Origin of the sequence: Flavobacterium nackdongense (genome assembly GCF_004355225.1) — a bacterium.
In the GTDB taxonomy this organism is placed as follows: domain Bacteria; phylum Bacteroidota; class Bacteroidia; order Flavobacteriales; family Flavobacteriaceae; genus Flavobacterium; species Flavobacterium nackdongense.
Map to the genome: position 1 here is coordinate 2,713,735 of NZ_CP037933.1, position 18,960 is coordinate 2,732,694.

Consider the following 18,960-nt stretch of genomic DNA (forward strand, 5'->3'; position numbering starts at 1 on the left):
GTGAGAATGATATATCAAAGATTGTTTTTGAAAGTGCATTATAAATTCATAGAATTTTGGGTCCAGGATTATTAGAAAGCGCTTATGAAGAGTGTATGTTTTATGAGTTGAAGAAGTATAATTTAAAAGTTGAAAAACAAAAACAGTTGCCTCTGGTTTATGAAGAAGTGAAGCTAGATGCTGGATTTAGAATTGATATTATTGTAGAAGATAAATTTATAGTTGAGATTAAATCAGTTGAATCCTTGAATGATGTTCATCTGGCACAATTGTTAACTTACCTAAGATTATCAAATTGTAAATTAGGATTGTTAATTAATTTCAATGTTGATTTATTAAAAAACGGTATTAAAAGAGTAATTAACGGAACATTATAAATACAGTTTGCAATTAATTTTGTGAACTTAGAGAAAAAACGTAGTGCCCTTTGTGGTTTAGCAAAAATGGAATTAGACGAATCAAAATATTTATACCTTCTTTTTATAGTACCCATTTTGGTGTTGCTTTTTCTATACAATATCTATTGGAAGAGAAAAAAACAGCGCGAATTTGGTGACCTGGATTTAATTAAAAAACTAAGTCCTGAAAAATCGGTTTTCAAGCCAATTCTGAAATTGGTAGTGTTGCTTTTGGCGCTTGTTGCTCTTATTTTAGGTTTGGTAAACCCAAAAATTGGAACCAAAATGGAAACTGTAAAACGAGAAGGTATCGACATCGTTTTTGCAATGGACGTTTCCAAAAGTATGCTCGCCGAAGATGTTGCACCCAACCGATTGGAAAAAAGCAAACAAATCGTTTCTCAAATTATCAATCAATTAGGGAATGACAGAATAGGAATTGTGGCCTATGCTGCAAGTGCTTTTCCCGTTTTGCCTATCACAACCGATTATGGAGTAGCCAAAATGTTTCTGCAAAGTATGAATACCGATATTGTTTCCTCGCAAGGAACATCGCTCGACGAAGCCATAAAATTATCGGCTACTTATTTTGATGAGAAAAGCAAAACCAGCAAATTATTGATTATGATTTCGGACGGCGAAGACCATTCTGAAGGAGCTGATGATGCCGCCGAGGAAGCCAATAAGTTGGGAATGAAAATCATTACCATCGGTATAGGAACCGAAAAAGGAAGCACGATTCCAATCAGAGTTAATGGAATTGTTGAAAGTTTTAAGAGAGACGCCAATAACGAAGTGGTTATCACAAAACTGAATAAAGAAGGCTTAACCACCATTGCCAAAGCTACCAAGGGAGGTTATGTTGACGGCAATAATACAAAAGCAGTATTGGATTATGTCAAAAACGCACTCGACAATATTCAAAAAACTGAATTTGAATCGACACAAATGGCCAATTTTCAATCGCAATTTCAGTGGTTTTTAGGTTTTGCATTTGTGCTTTTAGCATTAGATGTTTTTCTGTTGGAAAGACGTACAAAATGGGTTCAAAAATTGAATTTATTTAACGAAAAAGAGTAAGCCCCGATCCCTGAAGGTGGCGCTAAACATTATATTTAAAAGTTGTAAAATAAAGAATTACAAATGATTAAAAAATATTTCATATTGGTTTTCTTATTCCCCGCCTTGGCGGGGCTAGGGGGCTTGTTTGCTCAAGAGAAAGACAAAACATTGCCTAAGGCGAATGATGAATATACCCAAAAGAACTTTGTTGAGGCGGAAGCCAATTATAGAATTTCACGCTCAAAGTTCCCACGAAGAACGGTGGCTCCTTTCAATTTAGGGAATGCAATTTACAAACAAAAACAAGCTGCCGAAGCCAAATATGCCTATGCTTCTGCATTGAATATCACAAAATCAAGAGTGCAAAGACATAAAGTATTTCACAACTTGGGAAATGTTTTTATGAATGAAAAAGATTATACGAATGCAGTCGAAGCCTATAAAAACGCTTTGAGAAACAAACCATCGGATGATGAAACACGATATAATTATGCTTTGGCCAAAAAAATGTTGAAAGATAATCCGCCGCCAAAAGACGATAAAAACAAGGATAAAAACAAAGATAAGGATAAAGACAAAAAGGACGATAAGAAGGACGGCGATAAAGATAAAAAGGATAATAAAGGAGATCAGGATAAAAAAGACGACAAACCCGGTGAGCAAGGACAACCAAAGCCAATGCCGGGCGGAATTAATAAACAAAGAACCGAAAATCTTTTAGACGCGGTAAATAACGAAGAAAAGAAGATTCAAGATAAAGTAAATGCCCAAAAAGTAAAAGGAAAACCAGTTCAGGCCGAGAAAGATTGGTAAATCCCACACGCGAGCGGTAGCGAACTGGCGAAGCAAATTCCCGAAAGGGAAATTTGGAATAGATAATAAATTTGAAAAAATAACAAAATAATATACCCTGTTTCGACTCCCTCTCCTTGGAGAGGGCTGGGGTGAGAAAAAAATGAAAAGATTTGTAATAATACTGTTTTTAATTACCCAATCACTTCTTGCTCAAATTCAATTTGAAGCCAAAGTGAGTAAAACTACGCTTGGACTCAACGAAAGACTGCGCATCGATTTTGTAATGAATATGGATGGAGACAACTTTAGCCAGCCCTCATTCGATGGGTTTAGAGTGGTTGCCGGACCTAGCCAGCAAGTGAGCCAATCGTGGGTAAACGGTAGGAGTTCTTTCGAAAAAATCTATTCCTATTATCTGCTGCCAATGCAAAAAGGGAATATTATCATAAAGCAAGCCACAATAGAATACAACGGCCAGATTTATAAGACCAATCCAGTTAAAATCAGTGTCACCAATGCGGTGCAAGAAGCTAGAGACCCTAATGATGCGCCTCAAATATCAGCTGATAACAACCTTTATTTGGTCGCGGATATTTCTAAAACCAATCCCTACATCAACGAACCCATTACCGTGGTTTATAAATTGTATTTTAGCTACAACATCGGAATTTCGAATTGGAGAGAATTAGACAAACCCAAATACAATGATTTTTGGAGTCAAAATATTGACATCAAAGAACTAGTTGGGGAAGAAGGAATGTTTAAGGGCGAAAAGTACCGTTTTGTAGTACTTCGGAAAACAGTTTTATATCCACAAAAATCTGGTAAACTGGTAATTGAACCTTTATCCTTGGATATTGATGTGCAATTGCCAACGAATCGTCGAGATATGTTTGGTCGCGTTGTGGTAACCAATGCCAACAAAAGAGTTTCGGCTGGAGCCAAAACTATCGCGGTAAAAGCACTTCCTGAAGCGGGAAAACCAGCCGATTTTTCTGGAGCGGTTGGGAAGTTTGATTTTAAAGTAATTCCATCGAAAACCAATCTGAAAAACGGGGAAAGTCTCGATTTAGTGGTAAGTGTCACAGGAAAAGGGAATATGAAATTATTCAATTTGCCTAAACCAGTGGTGCCCAATTCCCTCGAAATGTACGATCCTGTTCACGAGGAAAAAGTAAATACCAATTTGGCAGGAATGTCAGGGAAAATTGCAGACAAATACACGATAATTCCACAGTTTAAAGGGAATTACCCCATCAAACCGATGCAGTTTACGTATTTTGATCTCGGTTCAGGAACCTATAAAACCATAACATCACCAGAAATTATGATTAATGTGATGGACGGTCCTTCGGCCAATGATCAAGTGGCTAGCACAACGCCTCAAAATTCCAAAAACATCATTTCGGGTAGCGAACAATTCAAATATATTAAATTGAAAACCGATTTAATAGCAATGAAGGAAAATGATTTCTTTGGTTCGAATACGTTTTACACCTTATTGTTTTTCCCTTTTTTAATGCTGCCATTGATTGTACTATTCAAAAAGAAAAAAGAGGCTATCGACAGCGATGTTTTTGGAAACAGAATAAAAATGAACAACCGTTTGGCAAAGAAATATTTATCCGAAGCCAAAAAGCAAATCAACAACAAAGAGCCGTTTTATGTGGCTTTGGAAAAAGCAATGCACAATTTCTTGAAAGCCAAATTGCATATTGAAACTTCGGATATGAGTAAAACCAATATTCAGCAGCTTTTAGCATCAAGAACTGTAAATGCACAAACGATAATTGATTTTATTACCTTGACTGAAAATTGTGAATTGGCGCGCTATGCCCCATCATCTAGTGCAGAAATTCAAAAAGATTTTGAAAAAGCGGTCGAAATAATATCAGATTTAGAAAAACAAATCTCTTAACCACGAAGGACACAAAGAAGGCACGAAGGGCACAAAGATTTTTATAAAAAAAATGACTGAAAACGAAATATCAAAATTAGTATTCGAAAGTGCTTTGAAAGTGCATAAGATTTTAGGTCCAGGATTGTTGGAAAGTGCTTATGAGGAATGTATGTTTTATGAGCTTAAAAAATCTAATTTGAAAGTTGAAAAACAAAAAGCATTACCTTTAGTTTATGAGGAAGTTAAGTTGGATGTTGGTTACAGAATCGATATTATTGTTGAAGATAAATTTATTGTAGAAATTAAATCTGTTGAAGCTCTAAACGATGTTCATCTAGCACAATTGCTAACTTATTTAAGATTATCAGATTGTAAATTAGGGTTATTAATCAATTTTAATGTCAAATTACTAAAAGAAGGAGTGAGAAGAGTGGTCAATGGAATACTTTAAATAGTGAACTTTGTGCCTTCTTTGCGTCCTTTGTGTTTAAATTTTTTTATGAAAAAGATACTTTTTATATTCCTACTCACAACCCAATTTTTCTTTGCCCAAACCGGCTTCGAAAAGGGGAATACTTTGTACCAAAAAGGGAAATACGAGCAAGCCATCACAGAATATAAGCGGATTCTGGCGACAAAACAACATTCAGCGGACTTGTATTTCAATCTTGGAAATTGCTATTATAAATTGAACCAAGTGGCTCCAGCGATTTATAATTATGAAAAAGCATTGGTGCTGAATCCTGAAGATGCTGAAATTCTAAACAATCTTAAATTTGCTCAAAAACTGCAAATCGATGAGATAAAAGTGATTCCACAAGTTGGTTTTTCAAAAATGGTTCACGATTTCACCGCTATTTTTCATTACAATACTTGGGCGTGGTTGGCTGTAGGATTGTCAACCTTGTTTTTATTTTGTTTTGCGGGCTATTATTTTTCGAGATTTACTTTTACCAAAAGGATTTTCTTTATCGGAATGTTTATCCTCCTTTTTACGATGATGATTTGTGTTTCAGCTGCAATTTCTGAGAAAAATCATTACGAAAATGAAAGACCCGCTATTGTTTTTGCCGAAATGGTTTTGGTAAAAAGCGAGCCTCAAAGAGCCAGTAATACCGTTTTTACCCTGCACGAAGGCACTAAAGTTTTTGTTCGAGAAACCTTAGACAATTGGAGAAAAATTCAATTGACAGATGGGACCGAAGGCTGGATTGAGAAAACTGCTATTAAGGAAGTGAAATAGATTGCAGGTTGCAGATTTCAGATTACAAAAACTGCTACCTGAAATCTGCCACCTGATTACTTCTTCTTCAAATCCTCATACCATTTTTCAATCGAAGGATAAATAAATCCTGCACTTTTTTGAATCGGACGATAAAACAGGGATTGGTCTAAAGTTTCTTTTTTGGAAAAGGTATTGTTGAAATTTATTTTTTCGAAAAGGTTTAAAAAGATACTCAGGATTAGGATTGTTTTTAATAATCTAAAAAAACCACCACCAAGTTTATTGATTACGCCCAATTGTGCAAAATCGGCAACGCTGGTCAGGAATTTTGCTAAAAGGGAAATGCCAATTACAACCACAAGAAAAGTAATAATAAATGCCGAAATCTGAATCGTTTTTGGATTCCAATGCACAATTGCTGACAGCATTACTCTAGCTAAAAATGAAAATTTTATAGCCAAATAAATGCCTAAAATCAACGAAAGCAAAGAAGCCAATTCGACAAAAAGCCCGTTGCGGATGCCTTTAAAAATGCCAAGCGCAAGCAAACAACCTAAAATAATATCTAAAAAACTCATACAAAAGATTAAAGAAAATTGAAAAAAGAGAATAGAATAAAGAACAAAGATAAACGAATTATGTTGGTATCTTTGCCCAAATTAATTTTAGAATTACCATTTTAGAATTCAGATTAAAAAAATCGGCTCCCGAAGCGTCGGGACTAAAATCTAAAATCCGCAATCTACAATCAAATGTCTAGAGATATACAACTTAAAGAACGCTGGGAAAACCTAGTCAATATACTTTCCGATCAATTTTCGCAAGGCGAAGACCTCGATTTGGACGCCATCATTTATTTAATTGGTGTTCAAGAACTCGGGAAAGTGCATCGCACCTACGAAAAAGACGAAAAACTCAACCTAATGCACATCGCTATTTGTCGGTTATTGGAACCTTACGGTTTCTATGAATTCGAATTTTATGACGAAGATGGTTGGCCACATTACAAAGTAAAAGAAGAATTGCCACCGCTAAAAGCAGGCGAGCAATCGGTTTTGATGAAAGAAGCCATTGTTAATTATTTTATCGAAAGAGAACTAATCGATTAATGATTGCAGACTAACGATTGCAGATTTTAGATTTATCGTGGAAACTTTAAACTTTAAACTTTAAACCTCAAACAAATTTCTTAATTTTGCACACTCAATTATTGGATGAAAATGATAGACAAGATAAAAGAATATATTGGTGAAGCACAAGCTTTTTCAACACAAAATAAAGAAGAACTCGAAGCATTCCGAATCAAATTCTTAGGAAGCAAAGGACTTTTGAAAGATTTTTTCGCTGAGTTCAAAAACGTTCCAAACGAGCAAAAAAAGGAGTTCGGCCAAGTGATTAATTTACTAAAATCTTCTGCCGAAGAAAAAGTAAAAGCTATTCAGGAATCTTTGGAAAGTAAAGAAGAAACTAAAGGCTTTTATGGCGACTTGACTCGCTCTGCCGAACCGGTTATCATTGGTTCGCGTCACCCGATTTCGTTAGTCAAAAATCAAATTATCGATATTTTCTCTAACGTGGGTTTCAATGTTTCCGAAGGACCAGAAATCGAGGACGATTGGCATAATTTCACTGCATTAAACTTGCCAGAATACCATCCGGCGCGAGATATGCAGGATACTTTTTTCATCCAAACCAATCCCGATATTTTGTTGCGTACCCACACCTCCTCCGTGCAAGTGCGTTATATGGAAAACAACAAACCTCCTATCAGAACGATTTCTCCGGGAAGAGTTTTCCGCAACGAAGCAGTTTCGTCACGTTCGCACTGTATTTTCCACCAAGTCGAAGGATTGTATATTGACAAAGACGTTTCCTTTGCCGATTTGAAACAAACGCTATTGTATTTCACCAAAGAAATGTTTGGAAAATCGAAAATTCGTCTTCGTCCGTCTTATTTTCCATTTACAGAACCCAGCGCCGAAATTGATATTTATTGGGGTTTAAAAACCGAAACCGATTATAGAATTACCAAAGGAACCGGCTGGTTAGAAATTGGCGGTTGCGGAATGGTGGATCCGAATGTCTTGAAAAATTGCAACATCAACTCCGACGAATACACAGGTTTTGCCTTTGGAATGGGAATCGAAAGAATAGCGATGTTATTATACCAAATTGGCGATATTCGAATGTTTTACGAAAATGACGTTCGTTTCTTAGAGCAATTTAAGGCATCAATATAATTTTCCATCACCTTTGATAGTATTTAAGTTCAAAACTTTGTGTGCTTTGTGCCTTCATTGTGAACTTTGTGGTTAAGTTTCAATTTTATGAAAAAAGACATCATCATCCCCGAAGTAGAAAACGTTTTCCTCGCCGCAGTCCAGGAATGGAGCGACGACTTTATGGAAAAAGTCTGGTATATTTATCTAGTAAACGACAGCGATTTCAAACTCGATAGCGTAATGGTGGTCTCCAAAGCTTTCGGAACCATCGATGGCGAAATGAAGAAAACATCACTTTTGCGACACGCTTTTATGGAAGTGCCAACAGTTACTTTTGTAAAAGTAGAAATGGTCGAAAAAAGTGTTTTGGTGCTCAACAACGAGTTTATGGTTACTTTCTTTATAGGCAACACCTTATACGATCGAAAATTTTTTTTCAAAGCCAATTCGATCACTCCCGATTATGTCGAGGAAGTGCCACTTTTGTTTGTGGATGGGGTGATTGTGAGGTAGAAAAGAACATAGAGAAACAAATATGAATTTCTTTAACGTTCTGGTGCTTGGTGAGGTCGCGACTTTGGGGTCGATTATTTTCTTTTCAAGATAAAATTTCGTGCGAAATGTAAACGGGTATTTAATAGAAAATTTGCAATATGGCCAAACGCCAGTTACAAGGAGTATTAATTATCTATTAGAAATTCTTTAGGTCTTTTGAGTTCGTACTTTTTCATTTCTTTCATTGTCAATTTTTTTGTCACTTTATAGTTTTCTTCGAATAAGTATTGAACCATTATTGGATAATTCATTAAGTTATTGACACAAACCAAATTTTCATTTACAAAATTATAAAGATTGAAAAGCCAATAATTATGATTTTTATGATTTTGAAGAGTCATTGTAATGATTTCAAAATTTCCGTCGGCATTCAAATCTCTTTCCGTTATATTTTTTCCAATTTTATCGTCAAAAGATATTTTTGTAAATTTTTTATCATCTTTTTGGAAAAAGTAAATTACTCTAACATTCAATGAAGCAAGACCTGAACCCATATAATAACAAACAATTTTAAAATCTTTTTTCCCATCTCCATTGAAGTCAGCAATGTAAAACCCATCTGTTCCTTGAGCAGGAATTTCTTCAAAGTACTTTTTACTATTCGTTTTTGTTTTTACTTCTATATAGCTTTCTTTTAAGTTATCGATATTACCTTTTATGATAACTTCTAAATCAGAATTATCTTTGAAAAATGATTTTACAACTTTAGAATAATTCAAATCGGTTTCTTTTTCTATCATTTTAAACTCCAAGGATGTACTTTTTGGACTTTTAAATTTTTCAAAGGGATATTGTCCAAAAGTAATAATTGGGAAGAGAAAAAGGGTATATTTTAAGAAATTGGTCATAAAATATTGTTGGAAAATATTTGCTAACACTCAAGTATTCTTCGTTAATAGAAACAATTATCAATCCAACTTCTCAGTCAATTTTTTAAACACTGCTTTTGCTGATTTTCCTTCGTATAAAATGCTGTAAACGGCATCGATAATTGGAGTTTGAGCACCGTAACCCAAGTTGAGGTTGTAGGCACTTTTGGTAGCATAATAGCCTTCGGCAACCATACTCATTTCCATCATCGCGGATTTTACGGTATAGCCTTTTCCAATCATATTGCCGAACATTCTGTTTCTGGAAAAAATAGAATACCCCGTTACCAATAAATCGCCCAAATAAGCTGAATCATTGATGTTGCGCTTCATTTTGTGGACTTTCTTGATGAATTTTTTCATCTCTCGAATGCTGTTGCTCATTATTACCGATTGAAAATTATCGCCATAACCCAATCCGTGAGCGATTCCTGCGGCTATCGAGTAAATGTTTTTGAGCATTGCGGCATATTCGGTTCCAATAATATCGTCAGAGATTTTGGTTTTGATGTAATTGCCAGATAAATTTTTGGCTACTATTTTGGCTTTTTTAGCATCGCCACAGGCAATGGTAAGATAGGACAAACGTTCCAAAGCGACTTCTTCGGCGTGACAAGGGCCCGTAATTACACCGATATTTTCGAATGGGATGTTGTAGGTTTTATTGAAATGTTCGCCTACAATCAAACTGGTTTCGGGAACAATTCCTTTGATGGCTGAAAAAATGACTTTTCCTTCCAAACTTTCGGTCAATTTTTCGAGTTCACCATTCAAGAAAGCCGATGGAATGGCAAAGATGAGAAAATCGGCATAGGCCACTGCTTCGTTGAGATCACTGGTTAATTTTAGTTTTGTTATATCGAATTCAACAGAGCTTAGATAATTGGGGTTGTGATGATGCGTTTTTAGATGCTCGATAGCATCTTCATTTCGCATATACCAGGCGATTTCGGGGAGGTTCACGCAAAGCATTTTGGCAATAGCAGTTGCCCAACTTCCGCCACCAATTACGGCAAATTTTAAATTTTCGGCCATTTTTTTATTAAATTTAATCAAAAGTACTTAAAAATTCAGTAGTAAAGCAAAAGTAAGTTAGAGAAAGGAATTTTGAAACCTAAAAATAAAAATTTAAATTATTTTTTATTTTAATACAATAATCTTATTATCCGAACGTTATGGTGTATTGATAATTATTTTTTGTATCAAAAAAGGATTGAATTAGTTAGTTTTGTTTTAGTATTTGAAAAGGCGTTCATTGAGGTAGTTTGAGCGCCTTTTTATTTGTACTCGGGACACATTAGAACCGATACACTTCGTTCGGTGTCACACAATAATCCAATTTCACATCGTTTTCGTAAACATCCTCAATTTTTTCTTCGGCTTCAAAAAAAGAAAGACCAATTTTGATGGTTGTAGGTTTGCATTCCTTTAAAAATTTATCATAAATACCTTTGCCATAACCTGCTCGATGACCTGTTTTGTCAAAAGCCAAAAGCGGCACGAAAACCACTTCGATTTTAGTTGTTGGAACTTCTAATCCATCAACAGGTTCGGGAATATTGTATTGGTTTTTCTTGATTTTGGTATTGTCTGTCAACAAGAAATGAGTCATTTCCCTAGTTTCGAAATCACTTTTCGAAATAATTATTTCTTTGTCTTTTCCGGATAACAAATGCAAAATAAATTCTGTATTGACTTCTTTTTGTTCCGAAATGGGCAGGAAAATATGAAAATACGTCTGCTCCCAAATGGGCAAGGACAGTACTTTATTGGCTATAGCCAAACTTAATTCTTCCAAATCATCTTCGGAAAGCGAGCTGCGTAGCGTTTTGTATTTTTGCCTCAGTTCCTTTTTAAGCATGAATCGTCGTTTTCAATTCGTTGATAAAAGTAGTCAAATGTTGAATTTCGACATGGTCCATAAGCACAATTTTGTACCATTTGTTTCCTTTATGATGCTGTTGGGGGACCAAATCGAATTTTTTTGCGACATCCTCGGAAATATGTTGCGCATCAATCGTTACAATATTCATAAAAGGTTCCCGGAAATAGTGGACATTTAATTCGTCCAATTCGTGACACAAAAACTGGGTACGCATTTGTAAAATACTCACTTTTTCGAACCAACCAAAAGGGCCGTAGGTAAACAAAATCATCCAAACAGCCACAGCATTCGAACCGGAACGACTGCCGCAGAGGGTCAAATCCATACCTTCAACATATTCGGCTTCTTTAGTCAAAACATTTTCGATGAGTCCTTTTCTACACACAAAAACGCCCGTTCCATACGGAGATTGTAGCATTTTATGCGCATCGATCGTGATGGAGCTGATTTTTGGATTCCTAAAATTGATTACCGATTTCTGATTGCTAAACGGATAGACAAACCCACCATAAGCTCCGTCGATATGGAGTTTGTATTCGACATCGTGCTTTTCTAAAAGCGAAGTATAATCATCAGGATTGTCAACAGAACCAAACATTGTGGTTCCCATATTGGCGATAGCGATAAAATATTTTTTCCCGTTTTGTTGCGCTTTGATAATTTCGTTTTCTAAGGCTAGTTTGTCGAGTTCTCTTTGTTGGAAAGACACCGGAATTTTGATTAAATCGATCATCAAAACATTGGCTCCTTTTGGGATCGAATAATGGGTGTCTTCTGAGGCTATGATAGCGATTTCTTCAATTTTGGCGCCTTTTTGATACATAAAAAAATTGCGATACATCCACATTGCTTGGATATTGGCCTCCGTTCCGCCCGGCGAAATATAACCATCAATCGATTCGGGTTGTGCTTTAAAAATATCAACCGCAATCACATTCAACACTTCGCGTTCCATTTCTTGAGTTCCTTTGAAAGCATTTTCAGAGGTTCCCAAAGTGTGACAACCAATATGATTTGGGTTGGCAACATACGTTTTCAGGGTTGGTGCATCTTGCAAAAAGGGTGCATCATCATAAAACACTTTTCCATCGAGTTTGGAGGCGGGATAGCCAAGTGAAGCATCGGTAGCGAAATTTACGTTTTCTTCTAATGCTTTTTCTATTCGGTTCTTTCTTTCATCGTGCGAAAGTTTTTTCCAGTAAATCATGGGTAAAATATTTTTGCAAAGATAAATGTATTAATTTTTATGGAGGTGATAATTGTATGAATTTGGTTTATGCCAATTTTAAAGTTAAATTTGTTTGAATTAAATTCTTGTCTTATGGAAGATATCGCAAAAGCATTGGAACTTAAAAATGAATTGGACAATTTGCGTCCGATTGACAAAGAAAAAGAAGCGATTATCATGCAAAAATTTCGTTTAGACTGGAACTATCACTCCAACCATCTTGAAGGGAATACTCTTACTTATGGCGAAACCAAAGCGTTGATTTTGTTTGGCATTACGGCTCAAGGTAAACCTTTAAAAGACACTTTAGAAATCACTGGACATAACGAAGCGATTAATTGGGTTTTGGTAATGATTAAAGGCGAAAGACCTTTGACGGAAAATTTCATTAGAGAATTGCACACTCTTTTATTAAAAGAATCGTATGAAGTTGATGCAATAACTCCTGATGGAAAACCAACCAAAAAAAAAATTACTGTTGGAAGTTACAAAATCACTGCCAATCATGTAAAAACCAAAACGGGAGAAATCTTCTATTTTGCAACACCCGAAGAAACTCCAGCAAAAATGTATGATTTGCTGAATTGGTTCAATCAAAAAATCAAAGAAACGGATGTAAATCCAATATTTCTGGCAGCTGAATTTCATTACAAATTCATCCGAATTCATCCGTTTGATGATGGAAACGGCAGAACAGCCCGAATCCTGATGAATTTTATATTAATGCAATTAGGGTTTCCTCCAGTAATTATTAAAACGGAAGACAAGGCTAATTATTTTGCCGCTTTGCAAATGGCAGATGCGGGAAATATAGAAACTTTCATCAATTATATTGCGCAAAATTTGGTGCGGTCACTTGAAATTATGATTGCAGGAGCAAAAGGGGAAAATATTGAGGAAGACGATGATTTGGATAAGGAAATTGCGTTGTTGGAGCAGAAATTAAAAATTATTGAAAGCACCAAAGTTTTAAAATCTCATAAATCTTCAGCAGAATTATTTCAAAATTCAATATTGCCATTTATACTGACTTACACAGAAATGATGTCAAAGTTTGAAAAGTTATATTCTAGTTGTGAATTTGAAATATTCGGTGACAACTTTAATTATTTGACTAAAGAAGATTTTTTACAAAACTTTAAAGCTGACGAAATTGACAATTTGGTATTGAATAAAATAAAAATTTATTATATTTTTTCGATGTTAAAGCAAACGGGATTTGAAGAAGTAAAATATGAGAACTATATTTCTATTATTTTTGATGCCAACTCATGTAAAATAAAAAATTTTTCTGATACAACTACTTGGGAAGTTTTATATGATTCAATTTTAACTAAAACTGAAATCGACAAAATAGTAAAATCTGAAGTAAAACGTCACAAAGAATTCATAGAACAAAAAATCGCCGAAAAAGAAAACAAATAATCTGTGAAAATCTGTGAAAACCCGTTAAATCTGTTTCATCTGTGGCTAATTTTCAATCTCAATTGCAATCTGCAATCTAAAATCTGCAATCTAAAATGTCAACTCTCGAACTTCAAATTCAAACTTTGCCCGACGGTCCCGGAGTCTATCAGTATTATGATAAGGAAGGGAAGATTTTATATGTAGGCAAAGCCAAAAACTTAAAAAAAAGAGTTTCATCCTATTTCAATAAAATTCACGACACGGCAAAAACCAATGTGCTAGTCAAGAAAATTGTCACCATAAAACACATCGTTGTTCCTACTGAAACCGATGCTCTTTTATTGGAAAACAATCTCATAAAAACCTTGCAACCGCGCTACAATGTCTTGCTGCGGGACGACAAAAGTTATCCTTGGATTTGCATCAAAAAAGAACCGTTTTCGCGAATATTTTCTACCCGAAGAATGATTAAAGATGGCTCCGAATATTTTGGACCTTATACGAGTTTCAAAACAGTGAGCACCATTTTAGAATTAATAAAAGAACTCTATCCGCTGCGAACCTGCAATTATGATTTGAGTAAATCGAATATTGAAAGCGGAAAGTTCAAGGTCTGTTTAGAATACCATATTGGCAATTGCAAAGGCCCTTGCGAGGGATATGAATCATTGGAAAATTACCAAAAACAAGTCGATGCTATTCGCGAAATCCTGAAAGGAAATTTCAAAGAGTCAATGAAAGATTTCAAGAAAGTGATGAATGATTTGGCTCGGGATATGCACTTTGAAGAAGCACAAAAAATAAAGGAGAAAATCGAAATCCTCGAAAATTACCAATCGCGTTCTACGATTATCAATCCAAAAATCACTAATATCGATGTGTTTTCTATCGTTTCTGACGAAACGGCTGCTTTTGTCAACTTTTTGCAAATTTCCCACGGTTCGATTATTCGTTCGCACACGATGGAAATCAAAAAAAAATTGGACGAAACCGACGAAGAATTATTAGAATTGGCGATTATCGAACTTCGGGAGCGTTTTCAGTTGTTATCTAAGGAGATTATAGTTCCGTTTGAGATTGATTTAGGCGAAAAAATAAAAGTTACGGTTCCGCAATTGGGCGACAAAAAACAGATTTTAGATTTGTCGATTCGCAACGCTAAATTTTACCGAATCGAACAATTGAAACAACTGCAAATTGTAGATCCAGACCGTCACACCAACCGCATTATGGCGCAAATGCAAAAAGATTTGCGATTGCCAGTAGAACCGCGCCACATCGAATGTTTTGACAATTCTAATATTCAAGGAACCAACCCTGTTTCGGCTTGCGTAGTTTTTAAAGATGGGAAACCCAGCAAAAAAGACTACCGACATTTCAATATCAAAACCGTCGAGGGACCCGATGATTTTGCTTCGATGACCGAAGTGGTTTACCGAAGATACAAACGATTATTGGACGAAAACGAACCATTGCCGCAACTCATCATCATCGATGGGGGAAAAGGACAATTGTCATCGGCTTTGAAAAGCATTGACGAATTGGGGTTGAGAGGAAAAATCACCATCATCGGCATTGCCAAAAGGCTGGAAGAACTATTTTATCCCGGCGATTCGATACCCCTGTATTTAGATAAAAAATCCGAAACCCTCAAGGTCATTCAACAATTGCGAAACGAAGCTCACCGATTTGGGATTACGCATCACCGCGACAAACGAAGCAAATCGGCCTTGAATTCCTCAATAGAAAGCATTCCGGGAATTGGCGAAAAAACGATGCTGGCCTTAATTCAGCACTTCAAAAGTGTAAAAAGATTGAAATTAGCAACAGAAAAAGAAATTTCGGACGTTATAGGTGTTTCAAAAGCCAAAAAAATTGTCGACTTTTACAAAACCAATTAGCCTTTTTTTATGAGCCTAATCCCGCTTTTCGTTTCAAGCTCTCGGTCAAAAAGCTTTTTTTCTATCAAAAAAAAAGGAGCTTCTTGGGTCGCTCTTTTTTTTCAAGAAAAAATAGCTTTTTTTTCCTCGAGGCTTTCCACTGCAATCGGGGGCTTAACTCATCTCCTATCTATAATCTTTTTTCTTTTTTCTTTTTTCTCCTTTTCACAAGACACTATCAAAAGACCTAAAATTGGCTTGGTTTTGAGCGGCGGTGGTGCCAAAGGTTTGGCGCACGTTGGTGTCCTGAAAGTGCTTGAGCAAGCGGGAGTAAAAATAGATTATATCGGCGGAACCAGTATGGGCGCAGTTATTGGCGGACTTTATGCATCGGGTTATAATGCAGCCCAACTCGATTCGATTGTTTCTGCAACCAATTTCGACAATTTGCTCATTGATTATGTGCCGCGATCTTCCAAAAGTTTTTACGAAAAACGTAACGACGAGCTCTACGCCTTTGTGCTCCCTTTCAATAAATTCAGAATTGGAGTGCCGCAGTCACTGTCTAAAGGAATGTTTAATTACAATTTATTCAACCGACTTACTTTGCACGCCCGGCACGTTCGCGATTTCAATCAATTGCCAACGCCTTTTTTGTGCATAGCTACGGATATTGAATTGGGCAAGGAAGTGATTCTGGATCACGGTGTTTTGGCTCAGGCTTTGTTTGCCAGTTCCGCTTTGCCGTCGGTTTTTTCGCCAGTAATACTCGACGGAAAACTATTAGTAGACGGAGGTGTGACCAATAATTATCCGATCGAAGAAATCAAAAAATTAGGCGCGGATATTATCATAGGTGTCGATGTGCAAAGCGGTTTGAGGGATAAAGATCAACTTCAGGATGCGACTAAGATTTTATTCCAAATCACGAATCTTGAAATGATCGAAAAAATGAAGGTCAATGCCAAAGAAACGGACATTTATATCAAACCTGACATCAAGGATATTGGTGTAATATCGTTCGAGAAGGCAAAAGAAATTATCCTACGGGGTGAGGAAGCAGCCTTTACGGTTTATGAAGATATTAATAAATTGGCCAATGCCACCTCACCTTATCAAAAGCCAAAATTAGTCCTGCCAGCGGATAGTCTGCAGATTGTGAATATTGATTGTACTTTACTGGAACATTATTCAAAGCCCTATATTCAAGGAAAATTGAAGTTCAAACCGGGGTCAAAAATTAGTTATAAAGATTTAGAGAAAGGAATAAACAATTTAGACGCAACCCGAAATTTCGGAACGATAACCTATTCTTTGGAGCCCAACGGATCGGGAGATGATTTGATTTTGAACTTGATCGAAAACCCAATTTCGACCTATTTGAAATTTGGCCTGCATTACGATGGACTCTATAAAAGTGCCGTTTTGGCCAATATCACCAACAAAAACACGTTTTTCAAAAACGATGTCGCTTCCTTTGATTTGATTATCGGGGATAATGTTCGGTATAATTTAGATTATTATATAGACAATGGTTACAATTTGAGTTTAGGATTCAATTCGCAGTTGAATCAGTTTAATAAAAATGTAACTAGAGAAATAAGCAGATTGTCTATTGATCCGTCGCAGAATTTTATCAACATTAATTTTCTGGATTTAACGCATCAGCTCTACTTTCAATCTATTTTTGCGCAAAAATTCCTTATCGGAGCAGGATTAGAACTGAAATACCTCAATATCAATTCCGAAACACTCACGATTTCCAATCCTGTAATCGATCGCAGCTACTATGGAAGTGTTTTTGCCTACATGAAATTCGACTCTTTTAATAGTCAATATTTCCCAACAAAAGGATGGTATCTCAGTAGCGAAATCCATAATTATCTGCTTTCATCCGATTATACGAACAAGTTTAATCCGTACTCTATCGCAAAAGCCGATGCTGGGATTGCCATTAAAATTATTTCTAAAACGGTCCTCAAAATTCAAACAGAAGCCGGTTTTTCTATCGGTAATAAAAGCGTTCCGTATTTTGATTTTGTTTTGGGTGGATACGGATTTATTCCTGTCAATAATTTCAAGCCATTTTACGGATATGATTTCTTGAGTCTCGCAGGAGATAGTTATTTGAAATCCTCAATTGCGGTCGACTACGAAATTTTCAAAAAAAATCATTTGAATTTTTCTGCCAATTATGCCAATATCGAAAACAATCTTTTTGATACGTTAGATTGGATATCCTTGCCAAAATATTCAGGCTATGCATTGGGCTATGGTTTAGAAACAATTATTGGCCCTATTGAAGTAAAATACTCTTGGTCGCCCGAAACAAGTCAAGGATTTACCTGGTTTGGCATTGGATTCTGGTTTTAATTGCATTATTTGTTTCAAATAAATTATCAAGAAAACAGAAAAAGTTGCTTTTTTTTATACGATGTAAAAAAATAAGCTGTTTTGGATTTTGTCTTTGCATTCAATGTGTTAAACTTTATTTTTCATTATTTTTTTTAAAAAACGGATGTACCTTTGCAAAAGCAAAAAAGGAAGGGGTGGTTTCCTTCCGGATTTCATATAAATTTCATAATTTATAGTTTTTTGGTTAGTTAATAGCATGAATTCTCAGTCATTAATTTGACTGAGTTTTTTTGTTTTAATACATTTGGAACAAAATTTGTTAGGCAGTAAATCGATGATTAGTAAGAAGATGAAAAAATTAATGCTATTGTTTATTTGTATTACTGCAGTAGGATTTAGTCCTCAAAAGCCATCTGCCTATGAAGTTGGAGAACAGTTTGTATTCCGAATTCACTATCAGATAATCAATGCGGGATATGCAACTCTAAACATCAAAGAAGCCACAATAAATAACAAAACTGTATATCACGTCATAGGAAAGGGTGTTACTACCGGAGTTTCTAGCCTTTTTTTTAAGGTCGACGATACCTACGAAAGTTATATCGATAAGGTTACGGGTAATCCCTATCAATTTGTTAGAAAAATTTATGAAGGGGGCTACACCAAAAATCAGGAAGGGTTTTTTAATCCAACAGAAAATAAAATTCTAGTCAAAGATTATAAACGCAATACCGAGAAAAGCTTTTCGGTTCCAAAAAACACTCAAGACATTTTATCTTCCTTTTATTATTTGCGAAACTATCCCAATATCGAAAAAATGAAACCGGGCGAATTTGTAGCAATCGATATGTTTTTCGACGATAAAACTACAAAATTTAGGTTAAAATTTATAGGGCGTGAGGATATTAAAACTAAATTTGGGGTTGTTTCGACTATGATTTTTAGACCAACAGTTCAAACTGGAAGAGTTTTCAAAGAAGAAGAAAGTTTAACCGTTTGGATATCAGACGATGAAAACCGAATTCCTTTGCGGATAAAAGCTAGCCTCCTAGTGGGCGCTATAAAAGCGGATTTAGACAGTTACAAAGGATTAAAGTATCCGTTTAAAATCAAAAAAAACAAACGTGATTGATAGTTTAGTCAAGTAAAAAAATTCCAATTGAGGAATTAATGTCGTCT

At 35.6% G+C, this 18,960-nt stretch carries 18 protein-coding genes; 13 read left to right on the forward strand and 5 right to left on the reverse strand.

The annotated features are described in order from the left end of the window. Positions 1–56 precede the first annotated feature (56 nt). The 6 genes from E1750_RS11690 (at position 57) to E1750_RS11715 (ending at position 5,398) form a co-directional block, all read left to right on the forward strand. The gene (locus E1750_RS11690) at positions 57–377 is read left to right on the forward strand and encodes a GxxExxY protein (RefSeq protein ID WP_317126127.1); all 321 of its coding nucleotides are present in this window, start codon (positions 57–59) and stop codon (positions 375–377) included. A 66-nt stretch (positions 378–443) separates the two neighbouring features. Continuing rightward, positions 444–1,478 carry a VWA domain-containing protein gene (locus tag E1750_RS11695; protein WP_133276948.1) on the forward strand — a complete coding sequence of 345 codons (1,035 nt, stop codon included), beginning with the start codon at positions 444–446 and terminating at the stop codon, positions 1,476–1,478. A gap of 63 nt (positions 1,479–1,541) precedes the next feature. After that, positions 1,542–2,273 (forward strand): tetratricopeptide repeat protein, encoded by a 732-nt coding sequence (locus E1750_RS11700; protein ID WP_133276949.1) that lies wholly within the window; start codon positions 1,542–1,544, stop codon positions 2,271–2,273. A 142-nt stretch (positions 2,274–2,415) separates the two neighbouring features. After that, positions 2,416–4,173, forward strand: coding sequence for a BatD family protein (locus E1750_RS11705; protein WP_133276950.1), 1,758 nt, complete (start codon positions 2,416–2,418; stop codon positions 4,171–4,173). A 52-nt stretch (positions 4,174–4,225) separates the two neighbouring features. Further along, a complete protein-coding gene (locus tag E1750_RS11710; RefSeq protein WP_133276951.1) occupies positions 4,226–4,606 on the forward strand; it encodes a GxxExxY protein in 381 nt (126 codons plus the stop codon). Positions 4,607–4,654: 48 nt separating this feature from the next. Then, positions 4,655–5,398: a tetratricopeptide repeat protein gene (locus E1750_RS11715; protein WP_133276952.1), complete on the forward strand. Its 744-nt coding sequence runs from the start codon at positions 4,655–4,657 to the stop codon at positions 5,396–5,398. A 56-nt stretch (positions 5,399–5,454) separates the two neighbouring features. Here the strand turns inward: E1750_RS11715 and E1750_RS11720 are convergent, their stop codons facing one another. Continuing rightward, positions 5,455–5,958 carry a CvpA family protein gene (locus tag E1750_RS11720; RefSeq protein ID WP_133276953.1) on the reverse strand — a complete coding sequence of 168 codons (504 nt, stop codon included), beginning with the start codon at positions 5,956–5,958 and terminating at the stop codon, positions 5,455–5,457. A 174-nt stretch (positions 5,959–6,132) separates the two neighbouring features. Here E1750_RS11720 and E1750_RS11725 point away from each other — a divergent pair, with 174 nt between their 5' ends. The 3 genes from E1750_RS11725 (at position 6,133) to E1750_RS11735 (ending at position 8,115) form a co-directional block, all read left to right on the forward strand. Next, on the forward strand, positions 6,133–6,489 hold the full coding sequence (locus E1750_RS11725) for a hypothetical protein (protein ID WP_133276954.1): 357 nt from the start codon (positions 6,133–6,135) through the stop codon (positions 6,487–6,489). Between the two features lie 111 nt (positions 6,490–6,600). Next, complete coding sequence (gene pheS / locus E1750_RS11730; protein WP_133276955.1) at positions 6,601–7,620, forward strand: phenylalanine--tRNA ligase subunit alpha; 1,020 nt, start codon at positions 6,601–6,603, stop codon at positions 7,618–7,620. An 87-nt stretch (positions 7,621–7,707) separates the two neighbouring features. Then, on the forward strand, positions 7,708–8,115 hold the full coding sequence (locus tag E1750_RS11735; RefSeq protein WP_133276956.1) for a hypothetical protein: 408 nt from the start codon (positions 7,708–7,710) through the stop codon (positions 8,113–8,115). A 167-nt stretch (positions 8,116–8,282) separates the two neighbouring features. Here the strand turns inward: E1750_RS11735 and E1750_RS11740 are convergent, their stop codons facing one another. From E1750_RS11740 to E1750_RS11755, 4 genes are all read right to left on the reverse strand, one after another. Beyond that, positions 8,283–8,897, reverse strand: coding sequence for a hypothetical protein (locus E1750_RS11740; RefSeq protein WP_133276957.1), 615 nt, complete (start codon positions 8,895–8,897; stop codon positions 8,283–8,285). A gap of 168 nt (positions 8,898–9,065) precedes the next feature. After that, positions 9,066–10,061: an NAD(P)H-dependent glycerol-3-phosphate dehydrogenase gene (locus E1750_RS11745; protein ID WP_133276958.1), complete on the reverse strand. Its 996-nt coding sequence runs from the start codon at positions 10,059–10,061 to the stop codon at positions 9,066–9,068. A gap of 262 nt (positions 10,062–10,323) precedes the next feature. Further along, on the reverse strand, positions 10,324–10,887 hold the full coding sequence (locus E1750_RS11750) for a 5-formyltetrahydrofolate cyclo-ligase (RefSeq protein WP_133276959.1): 564 nt from the start codon (positions 10,885–10,887) through the stop codon (positions 10,324–10,326). Continuing rightward, the gene (locus E1750_RS11755; protein ID WP_133276960.1) at positions 10,880–12,118 is read right to left on the reverse strand and encodes a pyridoxal-dependent decarboxylase; all 1,239 of its coding nucleotides are present in this window, start codon (positions 12,116–12,118) and stop codon (positions 10,880–10,882) included. Before E1750_RS11755 ends, E1750_RS11750 begins: the two co-directional genes overlap by 8 nt. 114 nt (positions 12,119–12,232) lie before the next feature. On the opposite strand from E1750_RS11755, the gene E1750_RS11760 reads away from it, so the two are divergent. The 4 genes from E1750_RS11760 (at position 12,233) to E1750_RS11775 (ending at position 18,913) form a co-directional block, all read left to right on the forward strand. Next, positions 12,233–13,564, forward strand: a complete 1,332-nt coding sequence (locus E1750_RS11760; RefSeq protein ID WP_133276961.1) for a Fic family protein — start codon at positions 12,233–12,235, stop codon at positions 13,562–13,564. A 95-nt stretch (positions 13,565–13,659) separates the two neighbouring features. Next, a complete protein-coding gene (uvrC, locus tag E1750_RS11765; protein ID WP_133276962.1) occupies positions 13,660–15,447 on the forward strand; it encodes an excinuclease ABC subunit UvrC in 1,788 nt (595 codons plus the stop codon). Positions 15,448–15,684: 237 nt separating this feature from the next. Continuing rightward, entirely contained in the window at positions 15,685–17,799 is a 2,115-nt protein-coding gene (locus E1750_RS11770) for a patatin-like phospholipase family protein (protein ID WP_227873886.1), read from the forward strand. A 331-nt stretch (positions 17,800–18,130) separates the two neighbouring features. Then, on the forward strand, positions 18,131–18,913 hold the full coding sequence (locus E1750_RS11775) for a DUF3108 domain-containing protein (protein ID WP_133276964.1): 783 nt from the start codon (positions 18,131–18,133) through the stop codon (positions 18,911–18,913). Positions 18,914–18,960: the final 47 nt, after the last annotated feature.

Excerpts from the sequence above, each read along its gene's own strand:
- E1750_RS11695 (WP_133276948.1), top strand. The coding sequence starts at position 444 with ATGGAATTAGACGAATCAAAATATTTATACCTTCTTTTTATAGTACCC.
- E1750_RS11700 (WP_133276949.1), top strand. The coding sequence starts at position 1,542 with ATGATTAAAAAATATTTCATATTGGTTTTCTTATTCCCCGCCTTGGCG.
- E1750_RS11705 (WP_133276950.1), top strand. The coding sequence starts at position 2,416 with ATGAAAAGATTTGTAATAATACTGTTTTTAATTACCCAATCACTTCTT.
- E1750_RS11710 (WP_133276951.1), top strand. The coding sequence starts at position 4,226 with ATGACTGAAAACGAAATATCAAAATTAGTATTCGAAAGTGCTTTGAAA.
- E1750_RS11715 (WP_133276952.1), top strand. The coding sequence starts at position 4,655 with ATGAAAAAGATACTTTTTATATTCCTACTCACAACCCAATTTTTCTTT.
- E1750_RS11720 (WP_133276953.1), bottom strand. The coding sequence starts at position 5,958 with ATGAGTTTTTTAGATATTATTTTAGGTTGTTTGCTTGCGCTTGGCATT.
- E1750_RS11725 (WP_133276954.1), top strand. The coding sequence starts at position 6,133 with ATGTCTAGAGATATACAACTTAAAGAACGCTGGGAAAACCTAGTCAAT.
- pheS (WP_133276955.1), top strand. The coding sequence starts at position 6,601 with ATGATAGACAAGATAAAAGAATATATTGGTGAAGCACAAGCTTTTTCA.
- E1750_RS11735 (WP_133276956.1), top strand. The coding sequence starts at position 7,708 with ATGAAAAAAGACATCATCATCCCCGAAGTAGAAAACGTTTTCCTCGCC.
- E1750_RS11740 (WP_133276957.1), bottom strand. The coding sequence starts at position 8,897 with ATGATAGAAAAAGAAACCGATTTGAATTATTCTAAAGTTGTAAAATCA.
- E1750_RS11745 (WP_133276958.1), bottom strand. The coding sequence starts at position 10,061 with ATGGCCGAAAATTTAAAATTTGCCGTAATTGGTGGCGGAAGTTGGGCA.
- E1750_RS11750 (WP_133276959.1), bottom strand. The coding sequence starts at position 10,887 with ATGCTTAAAAAGGAACTGAGGCAAAAATACAAAACGCTACGCAGCTCG.
- E1750_RS11755 (WP_133276960.1), bottom strand. The coding sequence starts at position 12,118 with ATGATTTACTGGAAAAAACTTTCGCACGATGAAAGAAAGAACCGAATA.
- E1750_RS11760 (WP_133276961.1), top strand. The coding sequence starts at position 12,233 with ATGGAAGATATCGCAAAAGCATTGGAACTTAAAAATGAATTGGACAAT.
- uvrC (WP_133276962.1), top strand. The coding sequence starts at position 13,660 with ATGTCAACTCTCGAACTTCAAATTCAAACTTTGCCCGACGGTCCCGGA.
- E1750_RS11775 (WP_133276964.1), top strand. The coding sequence starts at position 18,131 with ATGAAAAAATTAATGCTATTGTTTATTTGTATTACTGCAGTAGGATTT.